Below are 19,455 nucleotides of genomic sequence, written 5' to 3' on the forward strand. Positions count from 1 at the left end.
ACGGTGGGTTTCGCGGGTTTTAAGATTTTATTGAGAAAGTCTGACAACGCCGGGCAGCATGGGGTGCAAGCCGCCGCTGCCGGGGCCGAGCAGAATGAGGAGCGACAGATGGTATTCGATTTTCTACGGCGCGGCGCGGCTGAGACGGTTGAGCAGAAAGCTTCGGCGACCGGGCCTGTCGTCGCCTATCAGACCTCGGGTCGCGTTGCTTGGAGCCCGCGGGACAGCGTGAGCCTGACGCGTTCGGGGTTTTGTGGCAATCCGGTTGGGTTTCGCTCGGTCAAGCTGATTGCCGAGGCGGCGGCGGCCTTGCCGCTGGTCGTTCAGGACGCGGCGCGGCGCTATGACGATCATCCGCTGATGTCGCTGATGCGCCGCCCGAATGCGGGGCAGGGCCGGGCCGAGTTGTTTGAGGCACTTTACGGGCAGATGCTGCTGAGCGGCGATGGCTATGTCGAGGCGGTGGGCGGCGAAGGCGGTCTGCCGATTGAGTTGCATGTGCTGCGCTCGGACCGGATGAGCGTGGTGCCGGGGGCGGATGGATGGCCGGTGGCCTATGAATATGCGGTGGGCGGGCGCAAGCATCGCTTTGACGCCAGCGGGGCGGTGACGCCGGTTTGTCATATCCGCAACTTTCACCCGCAGGACGACCACTACGGGTTCAGCCCCATGCAGGCGGCGGCGATGGCGATGGATGTGCATAACGCGGCGAGCCGCTGGTCGAAGGCGCTTTTGGACAATGCGGCGCGGCCCTCGGGGGCGATTGTGTATCGCGGGGCCGAGGGGCAGGGCAAGCTGAGCGAGGATCAATATGACCGGCTTGTGAGCGAGATGGAGAGCCACCATCAGGGCGCACGGAACGCTGGCCGGCCAATGCTGCTGGAAGGTGGGCTGGATTGGAAGCCGATGGGCTTCTCGCCTTCGGACATGGAGTTTCAGAAGACTAAGGAGAGTGCGGCGCGGGAAATTGCGTTGGCCTTTGGGGTGCCGCCGATGCTGATCGGGGTTCAGGGGGATGCGACTTACGCGAATTATCAGGAGGCGCATCGGGCGTTTTACCGCCTAACGGTGCTGCCGCTGGCGACACGGGTGACGGCGGCGCTGGCGGATTGGCTGAGCGGCTATTTGGGAGAGGCGGTGACGTTGAAGCCGGACCTTGATCAGGTGCCAGCGCTGTCGGCGGAGCGGGATGCGCAATGGGCGCGGGTGGCGGCGGCGGAATTCCTGACCGACGCGGAAAAGCGCAGCTTGTTGGGGCTGCCGGTGGTGGCGGATGATGCATGAGCCTCGGGAGATTGAGCGGTTTGAATGTGCGCCAGGGCTGCGGTTGCAGGCGCATGAGACCATCAGCGCGGTGCACCGCGAGAACATGCAGATGCGGTTTGACCGGATCGAGCAGATGATGGAGCGGCTGGAGCGGCGGTTGTGGCTGACGGTTTACGGCGTCGTGGCGGTGATCTTGGCGCAGGCGGTCCAATCCTTTCTGGTGGTGGCGCCGTAGCGGGCTGAACAAGAGGAAATACAATGGGTTATCAGGTGATTTACCCCGGTGTTTGGCCGGGGAACGGGGGAGCTTTGTCTGCAGGGGCGGCGGGGCTGGAGCATAAATTCGCTAAGTTTGGCCACGTGGCGCCCGTCGATGGCGGGGTCGAGATCAGTGGCTATGCGAGCCTGTTCGGCGCGGCGGATCAGGGTGGCGATGTGGTTGAGGCGGGGGCCTATGCGGCCTGCCTCGCGCGCGCCAAATCCGCTGGCCGCAGCATCAAGATGCTTTGGCAGCATGACCCGGCCCAGCCCATCGGCGTTTGGGACGAGGTGCGCGAGGACAAGCGCGGGCTTTGGGTCAAGGGGCGCATTCTGTCGAGCGTGGCGCGGGGCCGGGAGGCGGCGGCGCTGATCGAAGCGGGTGCGATCGACGGGCTGAGCATTGGTTACCGCACCGTGAAGGCGGGCAAGAACACTAAGGGCCAGCGGCTGCTCTCGGAATTGGAGCTTTGGGAAGTGTCGCTGGTGACGTTCCCGATGCTGCCCACCGCACGGGTCGCGGCCAAGGGCGAGTTCAGGGCCGTCGGTGAGGTTCTGCGCGAGATGGCGGCGGCTTTTGAAGAGGCGCGGGTCGAGATGAAGCGCGGGGCCGATCAGTGATCTGCACAACAACAGAGGAAATATGATGAGCAAGAGCGATGCAAACGTCAGCACGAAGTCAGGCGCAGACCTGTCCCCGGCGGAGGAAGTGCGGCAGGCCGTGAGCGGTTTTGTCAGTGACTTCAACGGCTTTCGGGCTGAGATCAATACGAAACTTCAACAATCAGAAGAGCGACTAGCCATGATGGATCGCAAGATGACCCTGCCTGCCCGTAGCCCCCTTGGGGGCGCGATTGACCACGATGCGCCGCACAAGAAGGCTTTTGATGCCTATCTGCGCAACGGCGACGATGATGCGCTGCGCGGGCTGGAGCTGGACGGCAAGTCGATGTCGACGGCGGTGAATTCGGACGGCGGCTATCTGGTCGATCCGCAGACCTCGGAGCGGGTGCAGTCGGTGCTGAATTCCGGGGCGTCGATCCGGGCGATTGCGGCGGTCGTGCAGGTTGAGGCGACGTCTTATGACGTGCTGGTGGATCATACGGATGTGGGCGCCGGTTGGGCCACCGAGACCGGCGCGCAGGCCGAGACGGATACGCCGCAGATCGACCGGATCACCGTGCCATTGCATGAGTTGAGCGCGCTGCCGAAGGCGAGCCAGCGTCTGTTGGATGACAGCGCCTTTGACATTGAAGGTTGGCTGGCAGGGCGCATTGCCGATAAGTTCGCGCGGGCTGAGGCGGCGGCCTTTGTCAGCGGCGACGGGATCGACAAGCCGACTGGTTTTTTGAGCCATCCGATTGTCGACGACGCGGCATGGGCCTGGGGCAATCTGGGCTATGTGGCCAGTGGCACCAATGCAAACCCCGAGGCGGATGCGATTGTCGAGTTGGTTTATGCGCTCGGCGCGGCCTATCGCAAGAATGCGGTCTTCGTGATGAACTCCAAGACCACGGCGAAGGTGCGTAAGTTGAAGGACACCGATGGGCGGTTCTTGTGGTCGGACGGGCTGGCGGCGGGTGAGCCTGCGCGGTTGATGGGCTATCCGGTGCTGGTGGCCGAGGACATGCCTGATCCGGCGGCCGATTCCGTGTCGATCGCTTTCGGTGATTTCGCGGCGGGCTATACGGTCGCCGAGCGTCCGGACCTGCGTATCCTACGCGATCCGTTCAGCGCCAAACCGCATGTGCTGTTCTATGCGACCAAACGTGTCGGCGGCGATGTGAGCGATTTTGCGGCGATCAAGCTGATGAAATTCGGCCTGGCGTAAGCCGGTGCTGAAGCCGGGGCCGGGGCAACTTGGCCCCGGTCCGGACGTGCGCCAGCGTGGTTGTGTTGTCTAGCTGCTCCCCTCCAACCGAGCAATGCAACCGGTGTGCGTCCGGGACTGAGCGAGTGGCCCCAAGGGGCGAGGGGCCAATTTTTGGAGACGTTCGATGATGTTGATCGAAGAAACAAATGTTCCTGACGCTGTGTTGCCTGTGGAAGCCTTCAGAATGCATTTGCGCGCGGGCAGCGGTTTTGGGCAGGACGGTCTTCAAGACCCGGTGTTGCGCAGCTTCCTACGTGCCGCGATGGCAGCGGTCGAGGCGCGCACTGGAAAGGTGCTGATCACGCGGCGGTTCGCGTTTTCGTTGACATTCTGGCGTGATGCAGCGGCACAGGTCTTGCCCGTGGCACCCGTGCAGGAGATCGCGCAGCTCGCCCTGGTGGCGCGGGATGGGACAGAAGCGCTTGTTGACCCCGGTCGTTATTGGCTGGAACGCGATGCTCAGGCACCTCGCCTGCGCAGCAGCACGGCGTCCCTTCCGCGCATCCCGAGCGCCGGGGCAGCGCTGATCAACTTTGACGCCGGAATGGGGCCTGATTGGGAAAGCCTGCCTGATGATTTGGCTCAAGCGGTGATGCTTCTTGCGGCGCATTACTATGAATACCGTGATGACACGGCGCTTGGTGAAGGCTGTATGCCCTTCGGCGTGAGCAGCCTGATTGAACGGTATCGTCGGGTGCGGGTTGGTTTTGGGGGCGCGGCATGAGCCGGCCGCATCTGAACCGCATGTTGGTGCTAGAGACACCGCAACGGGCAAACGACGGCGCGGGGGGCTATACTGAGGTCTGGCAGCCGCTAGGAACCCTATGGGCCGAGGTGCGCGCGCGTACGGGGCGTGAGGCCGTGAAAGGCGGGCTGGCGATCAGCCGGACTGGGTTCAAAATCACGGTTCGCGCGGCCCCCATTGGATCGGTCGAGCGGCCCACGGCAGAGCAGCGGTTTCGCGATGGCACACGGATTTTCGTGATCCGCGCGGTGGCCGATCACGATGTGGGCGGGCGGTATCTGACCTGCTTTGCTGATGAGGAGGTTGTGGTATGACCTATGCGCTTTCAGGGGCTTTGCAGGCGGCGATCTATGGTCGTTTGCAAGATGATCCGGGGCTCACGGCCCTTATCGGTGACGCGGTTTTTGACGCGATGCCGGGGGGAGACTTGCCTGAGACCTATGTGCTGCTTGGCAAGGAGACGGCAAAAGACGCCTCTGATGCGGACGGCGCGGGTGCGGAGCATCGGTTTGTTGTGTCGGTGGTCACAAGCGCGCCGGGATTCGTAACTGCCAAGAATGTTGCTTCGGTGATTTGCGACCTGCTGCATGGGGCAGTGCCCGTGCTTAGCCGCGGCCATATCGTTAATATGACTTTTCAAAAAGCCACAGCGCGGCGGATCGATGGAGCGGCTGGCAGGGAGATCGACCTTCAGTTCCGCGCGCGGCTTGCGGACGCATAAGGCTTCACAGTTTCAAGATAGTTGCGAGGAGAGAGAGATGGCAGTTCAAGCGGGCAAAGACCTTTTGGTCAAAGTGGACATGACCAGCGACGGTCAGTTTGAAACGATCGCCGGGCTACGGGCCAAGCGGGTGAGTTTTAACGCGGAAACGGTCGATGTGACGTCGCTCGATTCCAGCGGAGGTTGGCGGGAGTTGCTGGTGGGGGCGGGCGTGCGCTCGGCGGCAATCAGTGGCTCTGGGGTGTTTCGCGATGCGGGCACGGACGAACGTGCGCGACAGCTGTTCTTTGACGGTCTGACACCGGATTATCAGATCATAATCCCCGACTTTGGGGTAGTGCAGGGGCCTTTCCAAGTTTCGGCGTTGGAATATGCCGGATCGCTAAATGGTGAGGCGACGTTTGAACTGAGCCTCCAATCGGCGGGTGAGTTGACCTTTACCCCCGATGTGGCGGGCTGAGCGTGAGCAATCCATGGCGCGGTGAGGTGGGTTTGGTGATCGACGGGCAAGGCTATGAGGCGCGGCTGACCCTTGGCGCATTGGCTGAGCTGGAGGTCGCGTTGGGGGCTGACAGTTTGGTGGCATTGGTTGAGCGGTTCGAGAGTAACCGCTTTTCAAGCCGGGATGTTCTGGCGTTGCTGCTTGCCGGGCTAAGGGGCGGCGGGACGGTGATGGATGCCGCAACCCTTGAACATGCGCGGATTGAGGGTGGGCCGATGGCGGCGGCGCGGGCGGCAGCGGAATTGTTGGCGCGGGCATTTTCGGTGCAAGCGTGAGCGATGGGCGTGGTTTTGATTGGCCGGCGTTGCTGCGGGTTGGACTGTCTCAACTGGGCCTGCGCCCGGCGGAATTCTGGGCGCTGACACCAGCGGAGCTGCAGTTGATGTTAGGGCCTCCGGCTGAGGCGCCGCCGCTTTTGAGCCAAGGATTGGCCGCACTGATGGCCGCGTACCCGGATAAGAAGAAAGGGGCCGAGGATGGCTGATTTCGAAGATTTAGAAAACCTTGAGGGCCGCGCTGACAGGCTAAACGAGACATTGGCGCAAACCAGCGGTCTCGTGTCGGGTTTCGACGGGGAATTGCGGCGGATGCAAAGCGCGCTCTCGGCCACGGGGAAAGACATTGCGGCCCTTGAGCAGGGGCTAAGCCGTGGTCTGCGGCGCGCGTTCGACGGGGTGGTTTTTGACGGTGCAAAGCTGTCAGAGGTGCTGACCGATCTGGCCAACTTAATGATCCGCTCGACCTATAACGCCGCAATGCGGCCAGTTACGGACCATTTCGGCGGGCTGATCAGCGAAGGCGTGGGCGGGATCGTAGAGGGGATACTTCCTTTCGCCAACGGTGCGCCGTTTTCCCAAGGGAAGGTCATGCCATTCGCGCAAGGCGGGGTGGTGACGTCGGCCACGGCCTTTCCCATGCGGGGGGGCACAGGCGTCATGGGTGAAGCTGGGCCAGAAGCGATCATGCCGCTGGCCCGTGGAGCAGATGGCAAGCTGGGTGTGCGTGGTGCCGGCGGGGGGTCTACCACTATCGTGATGAACATCACCACGCCGGATGTACAGGGCTTTCAACGCAGCCAAAGCCAGATCGCCGCGCAGGTGAGCCGAGCGCTCAGCGCGGGCAACCGCAACCGCTGATCCGTTGAAGAACGAGAGGAGCAGACCATGCAATTTCACGATGTCAGATTTCCACCCTCGCTGAGCTTCGGCTCGGTCGGCGGGCCACAGCGACAAACGGAGGTGGTGACGCTGGCCAATGGCTATGAGGAGCGCAACACGCCTTGGGCACACTCGCGTCGTGTCTATGATGCAGGGCTGGGGATGCGATCCATTGATAACATTCAAACACTGATTGCATTCTTTGAAGCGCGTATGGGGCAGATGTATGGGTTCCGCTGGAAGGATTGGGCCGACTTCAAGTCGGGCAAGGCGGCGCTTCCGGTGGCCTTTGATGATCAGAGTATTGGTCGCGGCGACGGGGCCTCGGCCAGCTTCCAGATCGTTAAGATTTACCGTTCGGGCGCGCAGAGCTACCGCCGTCCGATCATCAAACCAGTCGTCGGTACAGTGCGTGTGGGGGTGGAGCAGGATGAGTTGCAAGAAGGTGTGGAATATGAGGTCGACGCTAGCACGGGGATCATCACCTTCGCCCACCCGCCTGATCCCGAGATGGAAATTTTTGCGGGATTTGAGTTCGATGTGCCGGTGCGTTTTGATACGGACCGCATTCTGACGTCGGTAGAAAGTTTTCACGCTGGGCAGGTGCCGAACGTTCCAGTGATTGAGGTGCGGGTGTGAGGGCGGGGATAGAAGCCGGATTTGCTGGGCATATCGCCAGCGGTGTCACGACGCTTTGTCATTGCTGGCAAGTAACGCGCCGCGATGGGGTGGTGTTTGCATCTACTGACCATGACGTGGCGCTGCATTTTGATGGTGTTACGTACCGGGCGAATGCAGGGCTGAGTGCGCAGGCACTGGCGCAGACCAGTGGCTTGTCTGTTGATAATACCGAAGCGCTTGGCGCGCTGTGTGACGATGCGATCCGTGAGGATGAGATTGAACAGGGGCGCTTTGATCGGGCGGAGGTACAAGCGTGGCTGGTAAACTGGGCGGAGCCATCACAACGGGTGTTACAGTTTCGCGGGTCCATTGGCGAATTACGCCGCGCAGGCGGCAGTTTTCGGGCTGAGTTGCGCGGGCTTACCGAACCGCTGAATCGGCCCTTAGGACGTGTCTATCAAAAGCCTTGTTCGGCGGTTCTGGGCGATGGCAAATGCCGCTTTGACCTTTCCACATCGGGCTATATCGCTGAGCGGGTGATTGAGGCCGCGCAAGAGGCGCAGTACTTTCGCTGGGGTGCATTTTTGGGGTTTGAAGAGGGTTGGTTTGCCCGCGGAAGGCTGGATGTACTCGACGGTCCGGCGGCAGGGCTTTGGGGTATGATCAAGCTGGATTACTTCAAAGGGGCGGAGCGTGTCGTTGAGCTATGGGAGCCGATCCGCGGGCCACTGCCAGAAGGCACGGCGGTACGGCTCACAGCGGGCTGCGACAAGCGGATGGAAACCTGCCGGCTAAAGTTCAACAATCTGATAAATTTCCAAGGTTTTCCCGATCTTCCGAACGAAGATTGGATGATGGCGGTGCCCCGTTCCGACGGAGCCAACGGCGGCGGTTCTCGCAGATGAGTGCGGCTGGCGAAAGGCTGGTCTGGGCTGCGCGGCAGTGGATTGGCACGCCCTATGTGCATCAGGCCGCGACCAAGGGGGCGGGCTGCGACTGCCTTGGGCTGCTGCGGGGGGTATGGTCGGAGTTGCTAGGCTGCGAGCCTGAGGCAGTGCCACCCTATTCGATGGATTGGTCCGAGCCGCAGGGCGAAGAGCAACTTTGGGCGGCGGCACTACGGCATATGACGGCAAAGGCCGATGATGGGGCCGCGCGAGGTGATGTGTTGCTCTTTCGGATGCGTCAAGGTGCGGTGGCAAAACATCTTGGGGTGCAGGCAAGCATCGGTGACCGCCCAAGTTTCATTCATGCCTACGCAGGGCATGGGGTGGTTGAAAGCCCGCTCAGCGCACCTTGGCAGCGGCGCATCGTGGCGCGTTTCATATTTCCTGAGGAGGTCTCCTGATGGCGACGATTGTTCTTTCGGCAGCGGGTGCAGCAGTTGGCGGCTCTATTGGAGGCACGCTGGCGGGGCTGTCTTCGGTCGCGGTGGGCCGTGGGGTTGGCGCAACCTTGGGACGTTTGGTAGACCAGCGGTTGCTGGGTCAAGGTGGGCAGGCCGTTGCGACAGGCAAGGTCGATCGTTTCCGGCTGACCAGCTCAGGCGAAGGTGCTGCGATCGCTCAGCTTTACGGGCGGCTGCGGTTGGCGGGTCATGTTATTTGGGCCTCGCAGTTCCAAGAGACCGTCAATGTTAGCGGCGGTGGTAAAGGTGGTCCATCGACGCCGAAAACGACTGACTATAGCTACACTGTCAGTCTTGCCATTGGGCTTTGTGAGGGGGAAATCACCAGCGTAGGTCGCATTTGGGCCGATGGGGTGGAAATTGCCCCTGATGATCTGAACATGCGCGTCTATTTGGGCCAGCCAGACCAGCAGCCTGACCCGACCATGGCCGCAATTGACGGGGCGGATCAGGTGCCTGCCTATCGCGGCACGGCCTATGTGGTGATGGAGAATTTGCCACTGGCGCAATTCGGTAACCGCGTGCCGCAGTTTTCTTTCGAGGTGATGCGACCTGAGCAGCCCGCCGCGCCGGGATGGGAGCATGTGCCTGCCTTTGGGGTTCAAGGTGTCGCTTTAATCCCCGGCACGGGAGAATATGCGCTCGCGACAACGCCGGTGCATTATTCAGATGGTCCCGGCAGTCGCTGGAGCGCAAATGTGAACACGCCCGCCGCAAAGACAGATTTTTCCGTGGCGTTGGAAAATATGACGGAAGAGTTGCCAAATCTAGAGGCGGCCTCACTCGTTGTGTCTTGGTTCGGCAGTGACCTGCGGTGTGGGGAATGTCGTCTGCGGCCCAAGGTAGAAGACCCGGCCATTGATGGGGAGAACATGCCTTGGCAGGTGTCTGGCGTGACGCGTGCAACTGCGGAGGTGATCGCCCAGCAAAATGAGCGTCCGATCTATGGCGGAACGCCTGCGGATGCGGCGGTCATCGAGGCCATTCAAGCGCTCAAATCGGCAGGCAAGGCTGTGATGTTCTACCCGTTCATCTTGATGGATCAAACCGTAGGCAACGGCTTGCCGGACCCCTACAGTGATGCGCAAGACCAGCCGCGCCTGCCATGGCGGGGGCGGATCACCCTCTCGGCGGCGCCGGGGCGCCCCGGCGGCCCGGATGGCACGGTAACGGCAGATGCAGAGGTGAGCGCCTTCTTCGGCAGTGTCACGGCGGCGGATTTTGCGGTTACGCAGGGCACGGTAAGCTACAATGGCCCTGAGGAATGGACCCTTTCGCGGTTTATTCTGCATTATGCGGCGCTTTGCGCGGCGGCAGGCGGGGTTGAGGCCTTTTGCATATCTTCGGAAATGCGCGGGCTGACGCAGATACGTGGGACGGCGAATAGTTTTCCCGCTGTGGTGGCATTGCGGATGCTCGCGCGAGAGGTGCGTGCATTGTTGGGGCCAGAGGTCAAGATCAGCTATGCCGCTGACTGGTCTGAGTATTTCGGCTATCAGCCACAGGATGGCAGCGGCGATCTCTACTTCCATCTTGATCCGCTTTGGGCCGACGAGGACATCGATTTCATTGGTATCGACAATTATATGCCACTGGCAGATTGGCGGGATGAGGCGGGGCATCTGGATGGAGCGCAATGGCCCGCCATCTATGATGTCGATTATCTGAAATCCAACATCGAAGGTGGCGAGGGCTATGACTGGTACTACCATTCGCCCGAGGCCCGCGCCGCACAGATCCGCACGCCGATTACAGATGGGGCACATGATGAACCTTGGGTTTACCGCTATAAAGACCTGCGAAATTGGTGGAGGAAACATCACCATCAGCGCATAGGCGGAGAGCGCCAGGCCGCGCCAACGGATTGGCAGCCGATGTCCAAGCCGATTTGGTTCACAGAATATGGTTGTGCCGCGGTCGACAAAGGGGCGAACCAACCCAATAAATTCCTTGATTTGAAGAGTTCGGAAAGCGCATTGCCGCATTATTCTACGGGCGCGCGGGACGATTTGATGCAGATGCAATATCTGCGTGCAATGTCGGAATACTGGCGCGATCCGGCGCATAATCCGACCTCAACGGAATATAGCGGGCCGATGCTTGATATGTCCCGGGCGTTTGTCTGGGCGTGGGATACGCGGCCCTTTCCATTCTTCCCCAATAACGTCGATCTTTGGAGTGATGGTGAGAATTACAGCCGAGGCCATTGGCTGAACGGACGTGCCTCGGCTCGGTCGCTCGCTTCGGTTGTGAGTGAGATTTGCCGCAGGGCGGGGGTGGAGCATTTCGATACGTCACAGCTGTTCGGCTACGTGCGCGGCTATGCGGTGACCGAGGTCAGCGAAGCGCGCGCGGCGTTGCAACCGCTTATGCTACGCTATGGGTTCGACGCGATTGAACGCAATGGCGTGCTGCACTTCCGCCTGCGAGATGGGGCGAATGCAGTGCCAATTGACCGTGATCGGTTAGCCGTAAGCCCTGACCTTGACGGTTTGACCGAACAGTTGCGCGAGGCGGAGGCCGAGGTTTCGGGGCGTGTGCGATTGCGTTTTGTTCAGGCAGATGCGGATTTCGACGCGATCTCGGAAGAGGCGGTTCTGGCGGACGAGGCGACCCACGCGGTAAGCGGCACCGAGCTAAACATGGCGCTGACACGCGGCGAGGGGCGGCAGGTGGCCGAGCGTTGGCTGACCGAAGCGCGCATCGCACGCGAAACGTTACGGCTATCTCTGCCGCCGTCGCAGATGGCTGTGGGTGTCGGGGATGTGATCGAACTGCCGGGCGACGGCGCAGAGGGGCCGGGGCGCTACCGGATTGACCGCGTTGAACAGGTCGGCGCCATGCTGATAGAGGCCACCCGGATCGAACCCGAAGTCTATGATCCCGCACCGCTTGAGGAAGAGCTGGCAAGCCTGCGGCCTTTTGTACCTCCGCTGCCCGTTTGGCCTAAATTTATGGATTTGCCACTAATGCGGGGTGATGAAGTGCCACATGCGCCGCATCTCGCTGTTACCGCAGCGACTTGGCCGGGATCCGTCGCGGTCTATCGCTCGACGGTGGATGCAAATTACGCGCTTAACGCCATTGTGCCCAGCCGATCAATCATAGGTGTTACACGATCGCCGCTTTATACGGCGCGGCCCGGGCTGCCGGATGCGGGGCCGGTGCTGGAGGTCGAACTGACCAGTGGCACGCTTGAATCGGTTAGTAAGGAGGCGCTGTTGAACGGCGCGAATCTTGCCGTCATCGGTGATGGCAGTACCGGCAATTGGGAGTTGTTTCAGTTTCAGGAGGCACAGCTTGTCGCTCCGCTGACCTATTGGCTCAAGGGCCGTCTGCGCGGGCAGGCGGGCAGCGATGGGTTGATGCCGGAGGTTTGGCCTGCGGGGTCGACTTTTGTCCTGATGAACGGGACGCCGCAACAAGTTGAACTCAGCCCACATTTGCGGCGGGTGGCGCAGCACTACCGGATTGGCCCGGCACGGCGACCTGTGGATGATCCGTCCTATGTGCACCAAGTTCAAGCCTTTGACGGGAACGGCCTGCGCCCCTTCAGCCCTTGTCATCTGCGCGCAATAGTCGCGCCGAATGACGACATCGCGATCAGTTGGGTGCGTCGGACACGCATTGACGGCGATCCGTGGGAGGGGCCGGAGGTGCCGCTTGGTGAGGAGAACGAGCAATACCTTCTGCGGGTCTTTGATGGCACGGAGCAACTGCGAGAGGTGCTGCTTAACGTGCCCACTTGGACCTACAGCCGTGCCGTGCAAGCAAGCGATGGTATCAGCGGTACATTCGAGGTCACGGTCGCGCAGGTTTCTGCAACCTATGGCGCGGGGCTGGCAACGCGCCTTGCGGTGCCGAGGTAAGCCCCCGCGTTATCACGTTTTTGAGCATGTGCGGATTTACAAATGGTCCTGCGCTATTGCATGAGCTACCCTAGCGGCAGAGTGAAGGAGCCCGTGACATGGCACAGACACGCAGAAATATCTCGAAAGTGGACCCGGTGTGGGACCAAATTCAGCAAGAAGCCGAAGATGCGGTGCGTGATGAGCCGTTGATCGGCGGCTTTGTTCACGCCTGTATCCTGCACCATAAATCAATCGAGAACGCGCTTTCTTATCGCATCGCTGCGAAGCTGTCGTCGAACGAGATGTCGATGATGGTCGTGCGCGAAATGGTAGAAGAAGCCTATGCCGAAGACCCCGACCTCGTCGCCGCAGCACGCGCTGATTTGGTGGCGATCTATGACCGCGATCCCGCCTGCCATCGGCTGTTGCAGCCGATCCTATATTTCAAAGGGTATCAGGCGGTGCAGGCCTACCGTGTGGGCCATTACCTCTATGCCAAAGGCAAACGCGATTTGGCCTATTTCATCCAAATGCGGGTGAGCGAGATTTTCGGCGTTGATATCCACCCGGCGGCCAAGATGGGCAAGGGCATTATGATCGACCACGCGCATTCCATCGTCATCGGTGAGACGGCGGTGGTGGGCGACAACGTCTCGATGCTGCATTCGGTGACCCTTGGCGGCACCGGCAAGGAAGAAGAGGACCGCCACCCCAAAATCGGGAACGGCGTGTTGATTGGCGCAGGCGCGAAGGTGTTGGGCAACATCACCATCGGCCATTGCAGCCGGATCGCGGCGGGCTCGGTGGTGCTGGAGCCTGTGCCTGCCTGCAAAACTGTCGCCGGGATTCCGGCGCGGATCGTGGGAGAGGCGGGCTGCGATCAGCCGTCGATGTCGATGAACCATCTTTTTGGGCCGGACAGCGAATAGACGCGAAAGACAGTATTGAATACGAAAAAGCCGGGGCATGCCCCGGCTTTTGTGTGTTTGAGAGGATGTCGACCTTAGGCCAGCATCACCATTGGATTTTCTAGGTTTTCGACAATCGCATTCAGCAATTGCGCACCGAGCGCCCCGTCAATCACGCGGTGATCGACGGAGAGGGTGACCGACATGACTGTGGCCGCAGTTACCTCGCCATCCTTCCCGATGATCGGCTTTTTCACGCCAGCACCGACAGCAAGGATCGCGCCATGCGGCGGGTTAATCACCGCATCAAAGTTGTCGATTCCGAACATACCGAGGTTGGAAATGGCAAAGCTGCCGCCCTGATACTCATGCGGCGCCAGCTTGCGGTCGCGGGCGCGGGTGGCAAGGTCTTTCATCTGCGCCGAGAGGGTCGAGAGCGACTTGGTGTCGGCGTCCTGCAACACGGGGGTGAAGAGACCGCCCTCGATGGCAACAGCCACGGCCACATCCGACGGTTTCAGCTTGAGGATCCGATCACCGGCCCAGACAGCGTTGGCATCCGGCACCGATTGCAGAGCCAGCGCGCAGGCTTTGATGATGAAGTCGTTGACCGAGAGCTTCACATTCCGCGATTCCAATTGCTTGTTCAGATCGCTGCGGAAGGACAACAGCGCGTCGATCCGAATGTCGCGGCGCAGGTAGAAATGCGGCACGGTTTGCTTTGCCTCGGTAAGGCGCGCGGCGATGGTCTTGCGCATGCCGTTGAGGGTGACTTCCTCGTACTCGCGGCCTTCGTACATCTTGGCGACCGCATCGGCAGAGGGGCCGGTGGCCGCGGCTTGGGCGACCGGGGCGGTATCTTTGGCAGGTGCCGCGCTGTCGGATTTTGCCGCAGTCGGCTGTGCGTTTTCGACATCCGCTTTGACGATCCGACCGCGCGGGCCGCTGCCGTCGATTTGCGACAGGTCCAACCCCTTGTCGGCGGCGATCCGGCGGGCGAGGGGGGAGGCAAAGATCCGCTCACCCTTCTCGCTCTTCGGGGCGGCGGGGGCTTTGCTGTCTCTTTTGCCCGTCGCCTCATTCGCATCCGTCGCACCACGGCCATAGCCAGCCTCAGGCGTCTCGGCTTCGGCTGCTTTGGGCGCTGCTTCGGCCTGAGGCTTTTCTTCTTTGGCCGGGGCGGAGGATGTGTCGATATCGTCGGCGCTTTCACCTTCTTCGAGCAGTACGGCGATTGGCGTGTTCACCTTCACGCCCTCGCTGCCTTCCTCGATCAAGATCTTGCCGATGGTGCCTTCGTCAACGGCTTCGAACTCCATCGTGGCCTTGTCGGTCTCGATCTCGGCCAGAATGTCACCAGAGGAGACTTCGTCGCCCTCCTTGACCAGCCATTTGGCGAGCGTGCCTTCCTCCATCGTGGGGGACAGGGCGGGCATGAGAATTTCTGTGGGCATGATCCGCTCCTTACCGGTAAGTGACTGATTTCACCGCTTCGATCACCTCGTCGGTGGTGACCAGCGCATGTTTTTCAAGGTTGGCGGCATAGGGCATGGGAACGTCCTTGCCGGTGCAGGTGATGACCGGGGCGTCGAGGTAATCAAACGCCTCTTGCATGATCACGCCGCTGATGTAGCCACCGACGGAGCCCTGCGGCCAGCCTTCTTCGACGGTGACGCAGCGGTTGGTCTTCATCACCGATTTCAGGATCGTGTCGGTGTCCATCGGGCGCAGGGTGCGGAGGTCGATGACCTCGGCCTCGATCCCGTCCTCGGCTAGTTTCTCGGCGGCTTCCAGCGCGTAGGTCATGCCGATGCCAAAGCTGACGATGGTCACGTCCGACCCTTCGCGCCAGATGCGAGCCTTGCCGAAGGGCACGGTGTAATCCTCAATATCCGGCACATCGAAGCTGCGGCCATAGAGGATTTCGTTTTCAAGGAAGATCACCGGGTTCGGGTCACGGATGGCGGTTTTCATCAAGCCTTTGTAATCGCTCGCTGAATAGGGCATCGCGACCTTGAGGCCGGGGATTTGCATGAACCAGGCGGCGTAGTCTTGAGAGTGCTGAGCACCGACGCGAGCCGCCGCGCCGTTGGGGCCACGGAAGACCATGGGCGCGCCCATCTGGCCGCCCGACATATAAAGTGTCTTGGCCGCGGAGTTGATGATCTGGTCCATCGCCTGCATGGCAAAGTTGAAGGTCATGAACTCGACAATCGGGCGTAGACCGCCAAAGGCCGCGCCAACACCGATCCCGGCAAAGCCATGTTCGGTAATTGGCGTGTCGATCACCCGTTTGGGGCCGAATTCGTCCAGCATCCCTTGGGTGATCTTATAGGCGCCTTGGTACTCGGCCACTTCCTCGCCCATGAGGAACACATCCTCGTCGCGGCGCATCTCTTCGGCCATGGCATCGCGCAGCGCTTCGCGCACGGTCTGCTGCTTCATCGCCGTGCCTTCGGGCCAGTCGGGGCTGGTGTCGGGCTCGGGCTGTTTCTTGCCCTCGGCGGGGTTGGCGCGCCCGCCTTCATTATCGCCGTCGCCCGAGGATTTGGCCTCTGCGGGTTTGGCGTCCTCGCCCTTGTCCTCGGCGGGGGCCGATGTCGCGCTGTCGATATCGTCGGCGCTTTCGCCTTCTTCCAGCAGAACGGCGATAGCGGTGTTCACCTTCACGCCTTCGGTGCCTTCCTCGATCAGGATCTTGCCGATGGTGCCTTCGTCCACGGCTTCGAATTCCATCGTGGCTTTGTCGGTTTCGATCTCGGCCAGAATGTCACCAGAAGAGACTTCATCGCCTTCCTTGACCAGCCATTTGGCCAGCGTGCCTTCTTCCATGGTAGGGCTGAGGGCGGGCATAAGAATTTCGGTTGCCATATCAGTTTTTCTCCGCAGGAGTAATCATTCCGACGACGTTGCCTTGGCCGTCCTCGACATAGGCGCAGCGGCCGATGCCCGGAAAATCTGTGGGGGGAAGGGCCTCGGCCCCGCCGTTATCAAGCGCCCAGCGATAGCGGGCGTCACAGTCTTCGACCTCAAAAGTCATGGTGCCGCCACGGATCGGGCCGCCAGCAGTTGGGGTCGCGTCACCGCGTGTCATCATGCCACCGGTCAGGCCTTTGCCCGTACCGATGTCCCGGCCTTCGATCAGGTGATAGGAAGCGTCTTCGCCCCCCTCCATGGGAGAAAATTCCCAACCGAACAATCCGGCATAGAAAGTTTTGGCGGCCGCGACGTCGCTTGCGTGGATCTCGAAATGCGGCATCAGGCTTCGGCCTCCTGCGGAACTTCGGTTGCGTAGATATCGGTCCAAAGCTCTTCGAGCGCAGGCTCGGGGCTTTCCTTGGCGAAATCGGCGCTCTCGTTCACGATCTTCTTGATCTCTTTGTCGATGGCCTTGAGGTCGTCTTCGCTGGCGTGATTGCCTTCGAGCAGTAGGGTGCGGACCGATTCAATCGGGTCACGCTCGTCGCGCATTTTCTGGACTTCTTCCCGGGTGCGGTATTTCGCGGGGTCGGACATGGAGTGGCCGCGGTAGCGGTAAGTCTTGATCTCGAGGATATACGGCCCGTTCTCGCGGGCGTGAGCGACAGCCTTCTGACCGGCTTCTTTCACTGCCAGCACGTCCATACCGTCAACCGCCTCACCGGGAATGCCAAAGGCTTTGCCGCGCTCCCAAATCTCGGCCGAGGAAGTCGAGCGTTGCTGCGATGTGCCCATGGCGTATTGGTTGTTCTCGATCACAAAGATCACCGGCAGTTTCCATAGCGCGGCCATGTTAAAGGTCTCATAGACCTGACCTTGGTTCGCCGCACCATCGCCGAAATAGGTGAAAGTGACGCGCCCGTTGCCTTTATACTGGTCGGCAAAAGCCAAACCGGCACCCAGAGGCACCTGAGCCGCAACAATACCGTGGCCGCCGTAGAAATGTTTCTCTTTCGAGAACATATGCATCGAGCCGCCCTTGCCCTTGGAGTAGCCACCCTCGCGGCCCGTCAATTCGGCCATGACGCCGTTGGGGTCCATGCCGCAGGCCAGCATATGCCCGTGATCGCGGTAGGAAGTGACGCGCTTGTCGCCTTCCTCGGCAGCGGCCTCAAGACCGACAACAACAGCTTCTTGTCCGATATAGAGGTGGCAGAACCCCCCGATCAGCCCCATGCCGTAAAGTTGCCCGGCTTTCTCTTCGAACCGCCGGATCAGCAGCATGTCGCGGTAATAGTTGGTTAACTCCTCCGCAGAGACATTGGGTTTCTTGCTCGATTTCTTCACGGCCATGGACGTCTCCTCCGTCGGCTCTGGTCAGATGCCAAAAGTAGTTTAGCGTTAAACTATCCCCTAACGCATTCCTGAATGGATTGCGAGAGACTTTGTAAACTGGCGCACAGGCCAGTTCTGGCAAGCCAAAGTGGGCCAGAAGAGAGAATGAATTGCAACCCCATCGTGGGGGTAGAGAGCGTTTAGCGGATGACGATCTCGTCGGTGCGGACCATACCCAGAACCTTGCGGGCACGCTCGTCCAACAGATCAAGGTCAAGGTAATCGTCAGACAGGCGCTTGGTGAGGTTTTCCATCCGAGCCACCTCAGCCCGGACTTCTTCCAGCCGCGCGCCCAGCTTTTGGTTCTCGGCCACGATCTCGGTCCGGCGGAACAGGCCAAAATCACCCTGCACGGCGGCAAAGGTGAAATACAGGCTCAACGCGAAGGCAATCGCGAAGAACAGTAAGGTGCCGAATGCGGGGCGGGTGGTGCGCGTCATGTCTCTGCCTCTGTCGCCTCTTAACGGGCGTGAAACCTTTATGACACAGGCGATTCGCTCAGGGGAACCCCTCGCGCGCCTATGCCATAGGAATTTAACCAGTTTTTTGGCAGGCGTGACTTATCCGCCCAATGCCGCGACGCCGGGCAGGGTTTTGCCTTCCATCCATTCCAGAAACGCGCCCCCCGCAGTGGAGATATAGGTAAAGTCATCCGCCACACCCGCTTGGTTAAGTGCCGCAACCGTGTCACCGCCACCCGCAACCGAGGTCAACGTGCCATCGCGGGTTTGCTGGGCCGCCGCGCGGGCGGCAGCAACAGTGGCAGTGTCGAACGGCGGGATCTCAAAGGCCCCCATTGGCCCGTTCCAGATCAGCGTGCGCAGCCCGGCAAAAGCGGCCTCGACAAGGGCGACAGTATCGGGGCCCGCATCCAGCACCATTTGATCGGCGGCCAATTTCGCATCGGGGCCCAATTGGGCCACCTCATACGCGGCACCTTTGGCAAAGTCGTGCGCGACCAAACCGTCAACGGGCAAGATCACCCGGCAACCCGCCTTGTCCGCCTGCGCCATGATGTCTTTGGCGGTGCTGTAATAGTCAGGCTCTTCCAAGGATTTGCCCAAATCTGCGCCAAGTGCGGCGAGGAAGGTGTTCGCCATGCCGCCGCCAATCACCAGCACATCCAATCGGTTCACGAGGTTTTCCAACAACGCGATCTTGGTCGAGACCTTGGCCCCGCCAACAACGGCACCCACCGGGCGCTCTGGCTTGGCCAAAGCCGCCTCTAGCGCCGAAAGTTCTGCTTGCATCAAACGGCCCGCGCAGGCGGGCAGCAGCCGCGCCAGTGCTTCCGTCGATGCATGGGCGCGGTGCGCAGCCGAGAAGGCGTCGTTGCAATAGACATCACCCAGATCAGCAAGGCGTTGGGCGAACTCTGCATCATTCGCTTCTTCACCTGGGCAAAACCGGATGTTTTCCATGAGTTGCAGATCATCCTGCGCCCCAGATGCGGCCTCAAGCGACGGGACAAAGGCCACGTCACGACCCAAAGCGTTTTTCAGTGCGGGAAGGACCTGTTTCAGGCTCATCTCCTCGACAACCTTGCCCTTAGGTCGCCCGAAATGCGCCAGCAGTGTCACCTTGCCACCGCGCGAGAGAATGTCGTTCACTGTGGGCACGATCCGCTCAATCCGCGTGGCATCGGTCACGCGGCCATCCTCTACGGGTACGTTGATGTCGACCCGCAGCAGTACGCGCTTGGCGTTCAGGTCCATGTCGTCCAGTGATTTCCAGCCCATCGGTCTTCTCCCATTCCAATCTCTTGCGCTGTGTTTTGCTGTTATCGGGCCCCACGTCAATGCGCGGCTTGGCAATCGCCGCCAAGCTCCTT

22 protein-coding genes are annotated in these 19,455 nt (G+C 60.8%); 16 read left to right on the forward strand and 6 right to left on the reverse strand.

The features are described 5' to 3' along the window. The first annotated feature begins 108 nt into the window (after window positions 1-108). From ACSQ16_RS09655 to cysE, 16 genes are all read left to right on the forward strand, one after another. Window positions 109-1,284, forward strand: coding sequence for a phage portal protein (locus tag ACSQ16_RS09655; protein ID WP_243260784.1), 1,176 nt, complete (start codon window positions 109-111; stop codon window positions 1,282-1,284). Next, window positions 1,274-1,501, forward strand: coding sequence for a GTA head formation protein, RCAP_rcc01685 family (locus ACSQ16_RS09660; protein ID WP_243260783.1), 228 nt, complete (start codon window positions 1,274-1,276; stop codon window positions 1,499-1,501). Before ACSQ16_RS09655 ends, ACSQ16_RS09660 begins: the two co-directional genes overlap by 11 nt. A 23-nt stretch (window positions 1,502-1,524) precedes the next feature. Continuing rightward, window positions 1,525-2,145 (forward strand): HK97 family phage prohead protease, encoded by a 621-nt coding sequence (locus ACSQ16_RS09665; protein WP_243260782.1) that lies wholly within the window; start codon window positions 1,525-1,527, stop codon window positions 2,143-2,145. Between the two features lie 25 nt (window positions 2,146-2,170). Further along, window positions 2,171-3,355 carry a phage major capsid protein gene (locus ACSQ16_RS09670; RefSeq protein WP_243260781.1) on the forward strand — a complete coding sequence of 395 codons (1,185 nt, stop codon included), beginning with the start codon at window positions 2,171-2,173 and terminating at the stop codon, window positions 3,353-3,355. Between the two features lie 166 nt (window positions 3,356-3,521). Further along, window positions 3,522-4,121 carry a head-tail connector protein gene (locus ACSQ16_RS09675; RefSeq protein WP_243260780.1) on the forward strand — a complete coding sequence of 200 codons (600 nt, stop codon included), beginning with the start codon at window positions 3,522-3,524 and terminating at the stop codon, window positions 4,119-4,121. Beyond that, window positions 4,118-4,456, forward strand: a complete 339-nt coding sequence (locus ACSQ16_RS09680) for a phage head closure protein (protein ID WP_243260779.1) — start codon at window positions 4,118-4,120, stop codon at window positions 4,454-4,456. The genes ACSQ16_RS09675 and ACSQ16_RS09680 overlap by 4 nt, the downstream gene beginning before the upstream one ends. Further along, window positions 4,453-4,863, forward strand: a complete 411-nt coding sequence (locus ACSQ16_RS09685; protein WP_243260778.1) for a DUF3168 domain-containing protein — start codon at window positions 4,453-4,455, stop codon at window positions 4,861-4,863. The genes ACSQ16_RS09680 and ACSQ16_RS09685 overlap by 4 nt, the downstream gene beginning before the upstream one ends. Before the next feature lie 37 nt (window positions 4,864-4,900). After that, complete coding sequence (locus ACSQ16_RS09690) at window positions 4,901-5,323, forward strand: phage major tail protein, TP901-1 family (protein ID WP_243260777.1); 423 nt, start codon at window positions 4,901-4,903, stop codon at window positions 5,321-5,323. A gap of 2 nt (window positions 5,324-5,325) precedes the next feature. After that, window positions 5,326-5,640 carry a gene transfer agent family protein gene (locus ACSQ16_RS09695; RefSeq protein WP_243260776.1) on the forward strand — a complete coding sequence of 105 codons (315 nt, stop codon included), beginning with the start codon at window positions 5,326-5,328 and terminating at the stop codon, window positions 5,638-5,640. Next, entirely contained in the window at window positions 5,637-5,849 is a 213-nt protein-coding gene (locus ACSQ16_RS09700; RefSeq protein ID WP_243260775.1) for a rcc01693 family protein, read from the forward strand. Before ACSQ16_RS09695 ends, ACSQ16_RS09700 begins: the two co-directional genes overlap by 4 nt. Next, window positions 5,842-6,501, forward strand: coding sequence for a phage tail tape measure protein (locus ACSQ16_RS09705; RefSeq protein WP_243260774.1), 660 nt, complete (start codon window positions 5,842-5,844; stop codon window positions 6,499-6,501). Before ACSQ16_RS09700 ends, ACSQ16_RS09705 begins: the two co-directional genes overlap by 8 nt. Before the next feature lie 27 nt (window positions 6,502-6,528). Next, window positions 6,529-7,161 (forward strand): DUF2460 domain-containing protein, encoded by a 633-nt coding sequence (locus ACSQ16_RS09710; protein ID WP_243260773.1) that lies wholly within the window; start codon window positions 6,529-6,531, stop codon window positions 7,159-7,161. Continuing rightward, entirely contained in the window at window positions 7,158-8,048 is an 891-nt protein-coding gene (locus ACSQ16_RS09715) for a DUF2163 domain-containing protein (RefSeq protein ID WP_243260772.1), read from the forward strand. The genes ACSQ16_RS09710 and ACSQ16_RS09715 overlap by 4 nt, the downstream gene beginning before the upstream one ends. Beyond that, a complete protein-coding gene (locus ACSQ16_RS09720) occupies window positions 8,045-8,491 on the forward strand; it encodes an NlpC/P60 family protein (RefSeq protein ID WP_243260771.1) in 447 nt (148 codons plus the stop codon). Before ACSQ16_RS09715 ends, ACSQ16_RS09720 begins: the two co-directional genes overlap by 4 nt. After that, window positions 8,491-12,420 carry a baseplate multidomain protein megatron gene (locus ACSQ16_RS09725; RefSeq protein WP_435988739.1) on the forward strand — a complete coding sequence of 1,310 codons (3,930 nt, stop codon included), beginning with the start codon at window positions 8,491-8,493 and terminating at the stop codon, window positions 12,418-12,420. Before ACSQ16_RS09720 ends, ACSQ16_RS09725 begins: the two co-directional genes overlap by 1 nt. A 98-nt stretch (window positions 12,421-12,518) precedes the next feature. Continuing rightward, window positions 12,519-13,331, forward strand: a complete 813-nt coding sequence (gene cysE / locus ACSQ16_RS09730) for a serine O-acetyltransferase (protein WP_093925972.1) — start codon at window positions 12,519-12,521, stop codon at window positions 13,329-13,331. Between the two features lie 74 nt (window positions 13,332-13,405). On the opposite strand, the gene ACSQ16_RS09735 is transcribed toward cysE, so the two are convergent. The 6 genes from ACSQ16_RS09735 to ACSQ16_RS09760 all read right to left on the reverse strand — a co-directional run bounded on the left by ACSQ16_RS09735 (window position 13,406) and on the right by ACSQ16_RS09760 (window position 19,363). Beyond that, on the reverse strand, window positions 13,406-14,764 hold the full coding sequence (locus ACSQ16_RS09735; protein ID WP_243260769.1) for a pyruvate dehydrogenase complex dihydrolipoamide acetyltransferase: 1,359 nt from the start codon (window positions 14,762-14,764) through the stop codon (window positions 13,406-13,408). Window positions 14,765-14,774: 10 nt separating this feature from the next. Further along, a complete protein-coding gene (locus tag ACSQ16_RS09740; protein ID WP_243260768.1) occupies window positions 14,775-16,181 on the reverse strand; it encodes a pyruvate dehydrogenase complex E1 component subunit beta in 1,407 nt (468 codons plus the stop codon). 1 nt (window position 16,182) lies between these two features. After that, on the reverse strand, window positions 16,183-16,569 hold the full coding sequence (locus ACSQ16_RS09745; protein WP_093925975.1) for a VOC family protein: 387 nt from the start codon (window positions 16,567-16,569) through the stop codon (window positions 16,183-16,185). Continuing rightward, window positions 16,569-17,582 carry a pyruvate dehydrogenase (acetyl-transferring) E1 component subunit alpha gene (gene pdhA / locus ACSQ16_RS09750; protein ID WP_243260767.1) on the reverse strand — a complete coding sequence of 338 codons (1,014 nt, stop codon included), beginning with the start codon at window positions 17,580-17,582 and terminating at the stop codon, window positions 16,569-16,571. The genes ACSQ16_RS09745 and pdhA overlap by 1 nt, the downstream gene beginning before the upstream one ends. A gap of 182 nt (window positions 17,583-17,764) precedes the next feature. After that, window positions 17,765-18,064 (reverse strand): FtsB family cell division protein, encoded by a 300-nt coding sequence (locus tag ACSQ16_RS09755; RefSeq protein ID WP_093925977.1) that lies wholly within the window; start codon window positions 18,062-18,064, stop codon window positions 17,765-17,767. 120 nt (window positions 18,065-18,184) lie between these two features. Next, the gene (locus ACSQ16_RS09760; RefSeq protein WP_243260766.1) at window positions 18,185-19,363 is read right to left on the reverse strand and encodes a phosphoglycerate kinase; all 1,179 of its coding nucleotides are present in this window, start codon (window positions 19,361-19,363) and stop codon (window positions 18,185-18,187) included. Window positions 19,364-19,455 lie beyond the last annotated feature (92 nt).

The organism is Sulfitobacter sp. SH24, assembly GCF_965641895.1.
In the GTDB taxonomy this organism is placed as follows: domain Bacteria; phylum Pseudomonadota; class Alphaproteobacteria; order Rhodobacterales; family Rhodobacteraceae; genus Sulfitobacter; species Sulfitobacter dubius.

Excerpts from the sequence above, each read along its gene's own strand:
- ACSQ16_RS09655 (WP_243260784.1), top strand. The coding sequence starts at position 109 with ATGGTATTCGATTTTCTACGGCGCGGCGCGGCTGAGACGGTTGAGCAG.
- ACSQ16_RS09660 (WP_243260783.1), top strand. The coding sequence starts at position 1,274 with ATGATGCATGAGCCTCGGGAGATTGAGCGGTTTGAATGTGCGCCAGGG.
- ACSQ16_RS09665 (WP_243260782.1), top strand. The coding sequence starts at position 1,525 with ATGGGTTATCAGGTGATTTACCCCGGTGTTTGGCCGGGGAACGGGGGA.
- ACSQ16_RS09670 (WP_243260781.1), top strand. The coding sequence starts at position 2,171 with ATGAGCAAGAGCGATGCAAACGTCAGCACGAAGTCAGGCGCAGACCTG.
- ACSQ16_RS09675 (WP_243260780.1), top strand. The coding sequence starts at position 3,522 with ATGATGTTGATCGAAGAAACAAATGTTCCTGACGCTGTGTTGCCTGTG.
- ACSQ16_RS09680 (WP_243260779.1), top strand. The coding sequence starts at position 4,118 with ATGAGCCGGCCGCATCTGAACCGCATGTTGGTGCTAGAGACACCGCAA.
- ACSQ16_RS09685 (WP_243260778.1), top strand. The coding sequence starts at position 4,453 with ATGACCTATGCGCTTTCAGGGGCTTTGCAGGCGGCGATCTATGGTCGT.
- ACSQ16_RS09690 (WP_243260777.1), top strand. The coding sequence starts at position 4,901 with ATGGCAGTTCAAGCGGGCAAAGACCTTTTGGTCAAAGTGGACATGACC.
- ACSQ16_RS09705 (WP_243260774.1), top strand. The coding sequence starts at position 5,842 with ATGGCTGATTTCGAAGATTTAGAAAACCTTGAGGGCCGCGCTGACAGG.
- ACSQ16_RS09710 (WP_243260773.1), top strand. The coding sequence starts at position 6,529 with ATGCAATTTCACGATGTCAGATTTCCACCCTCGCTGAGCTTCGGCTCG.
- ACSQ16_RS09720 (WP_243260771.1), top strand. The coding sequence starts at position 8,045 with ATGAGTGCGGCTGGCGAAAGGCTGGTCTGGGCTGCGCGGCAGTGGATT.
- ACSQ16_RS09725 (WP_435988739.1), top strand. The coding sequence starts at position 8,491 with ATGGCGACGATTGTTCTTTCGGCAGCGGGTGCAGCAGTTGGCGGCTCT.
- cysE (WP_093925972.1), top strand. The coding sequence starts at position 12,519 with ATGGCACAGACACGCAGAAATATCTCGAAAGTGGACCCGGTGTGGGAC.
- ACSQ16_RS09735 (WP_243260769.1), bottom strand. The coding sequence starts at position 14,764 with ATGCCCACAGAAATTCTCATGCCCGCCCTGTCCCCCACGATGGAGGAA.
- ACSQ16_RS09740 (WP_243260768.1), bottom strand. The coding sequence starts at position 16,181 with ATGGCAACCGAAATTCTTATGCCCGCCCTCAGCCCTACCATGGAAGAA.
- ACSQ16_RS09745 (WP_093925975.1), bottom strand. The coding sequence starts at position 16,569 with ATGCCGCATTTCGAGATCCACGCAAGCGACGTCGCGGCCGCCAAAACT.
- pdhA (WP_243260767.1), bottom strand. The coding sequence starts at position 17,582 with ATGGCCGTGAAGAAATCGAGCAAGAAACCCAATGTCTCTGCGGAGGAG.
- ACSQ16_RS09755 (WP_093925977.1), bottom strand. The coding sequence starts at position 18,064 with ATGACGCGCACCACCCGCCCCGCATTCGGCACCTTACTGTTCTTCGCG.
- ACSQ16_RS09760 (WP_243260766.1), bottom strand. The coding sequence starts at position 19,363 with ATGGGCTGGAAATCACTGGACGACATGGACCTGAACGCCAAGCGCGTA.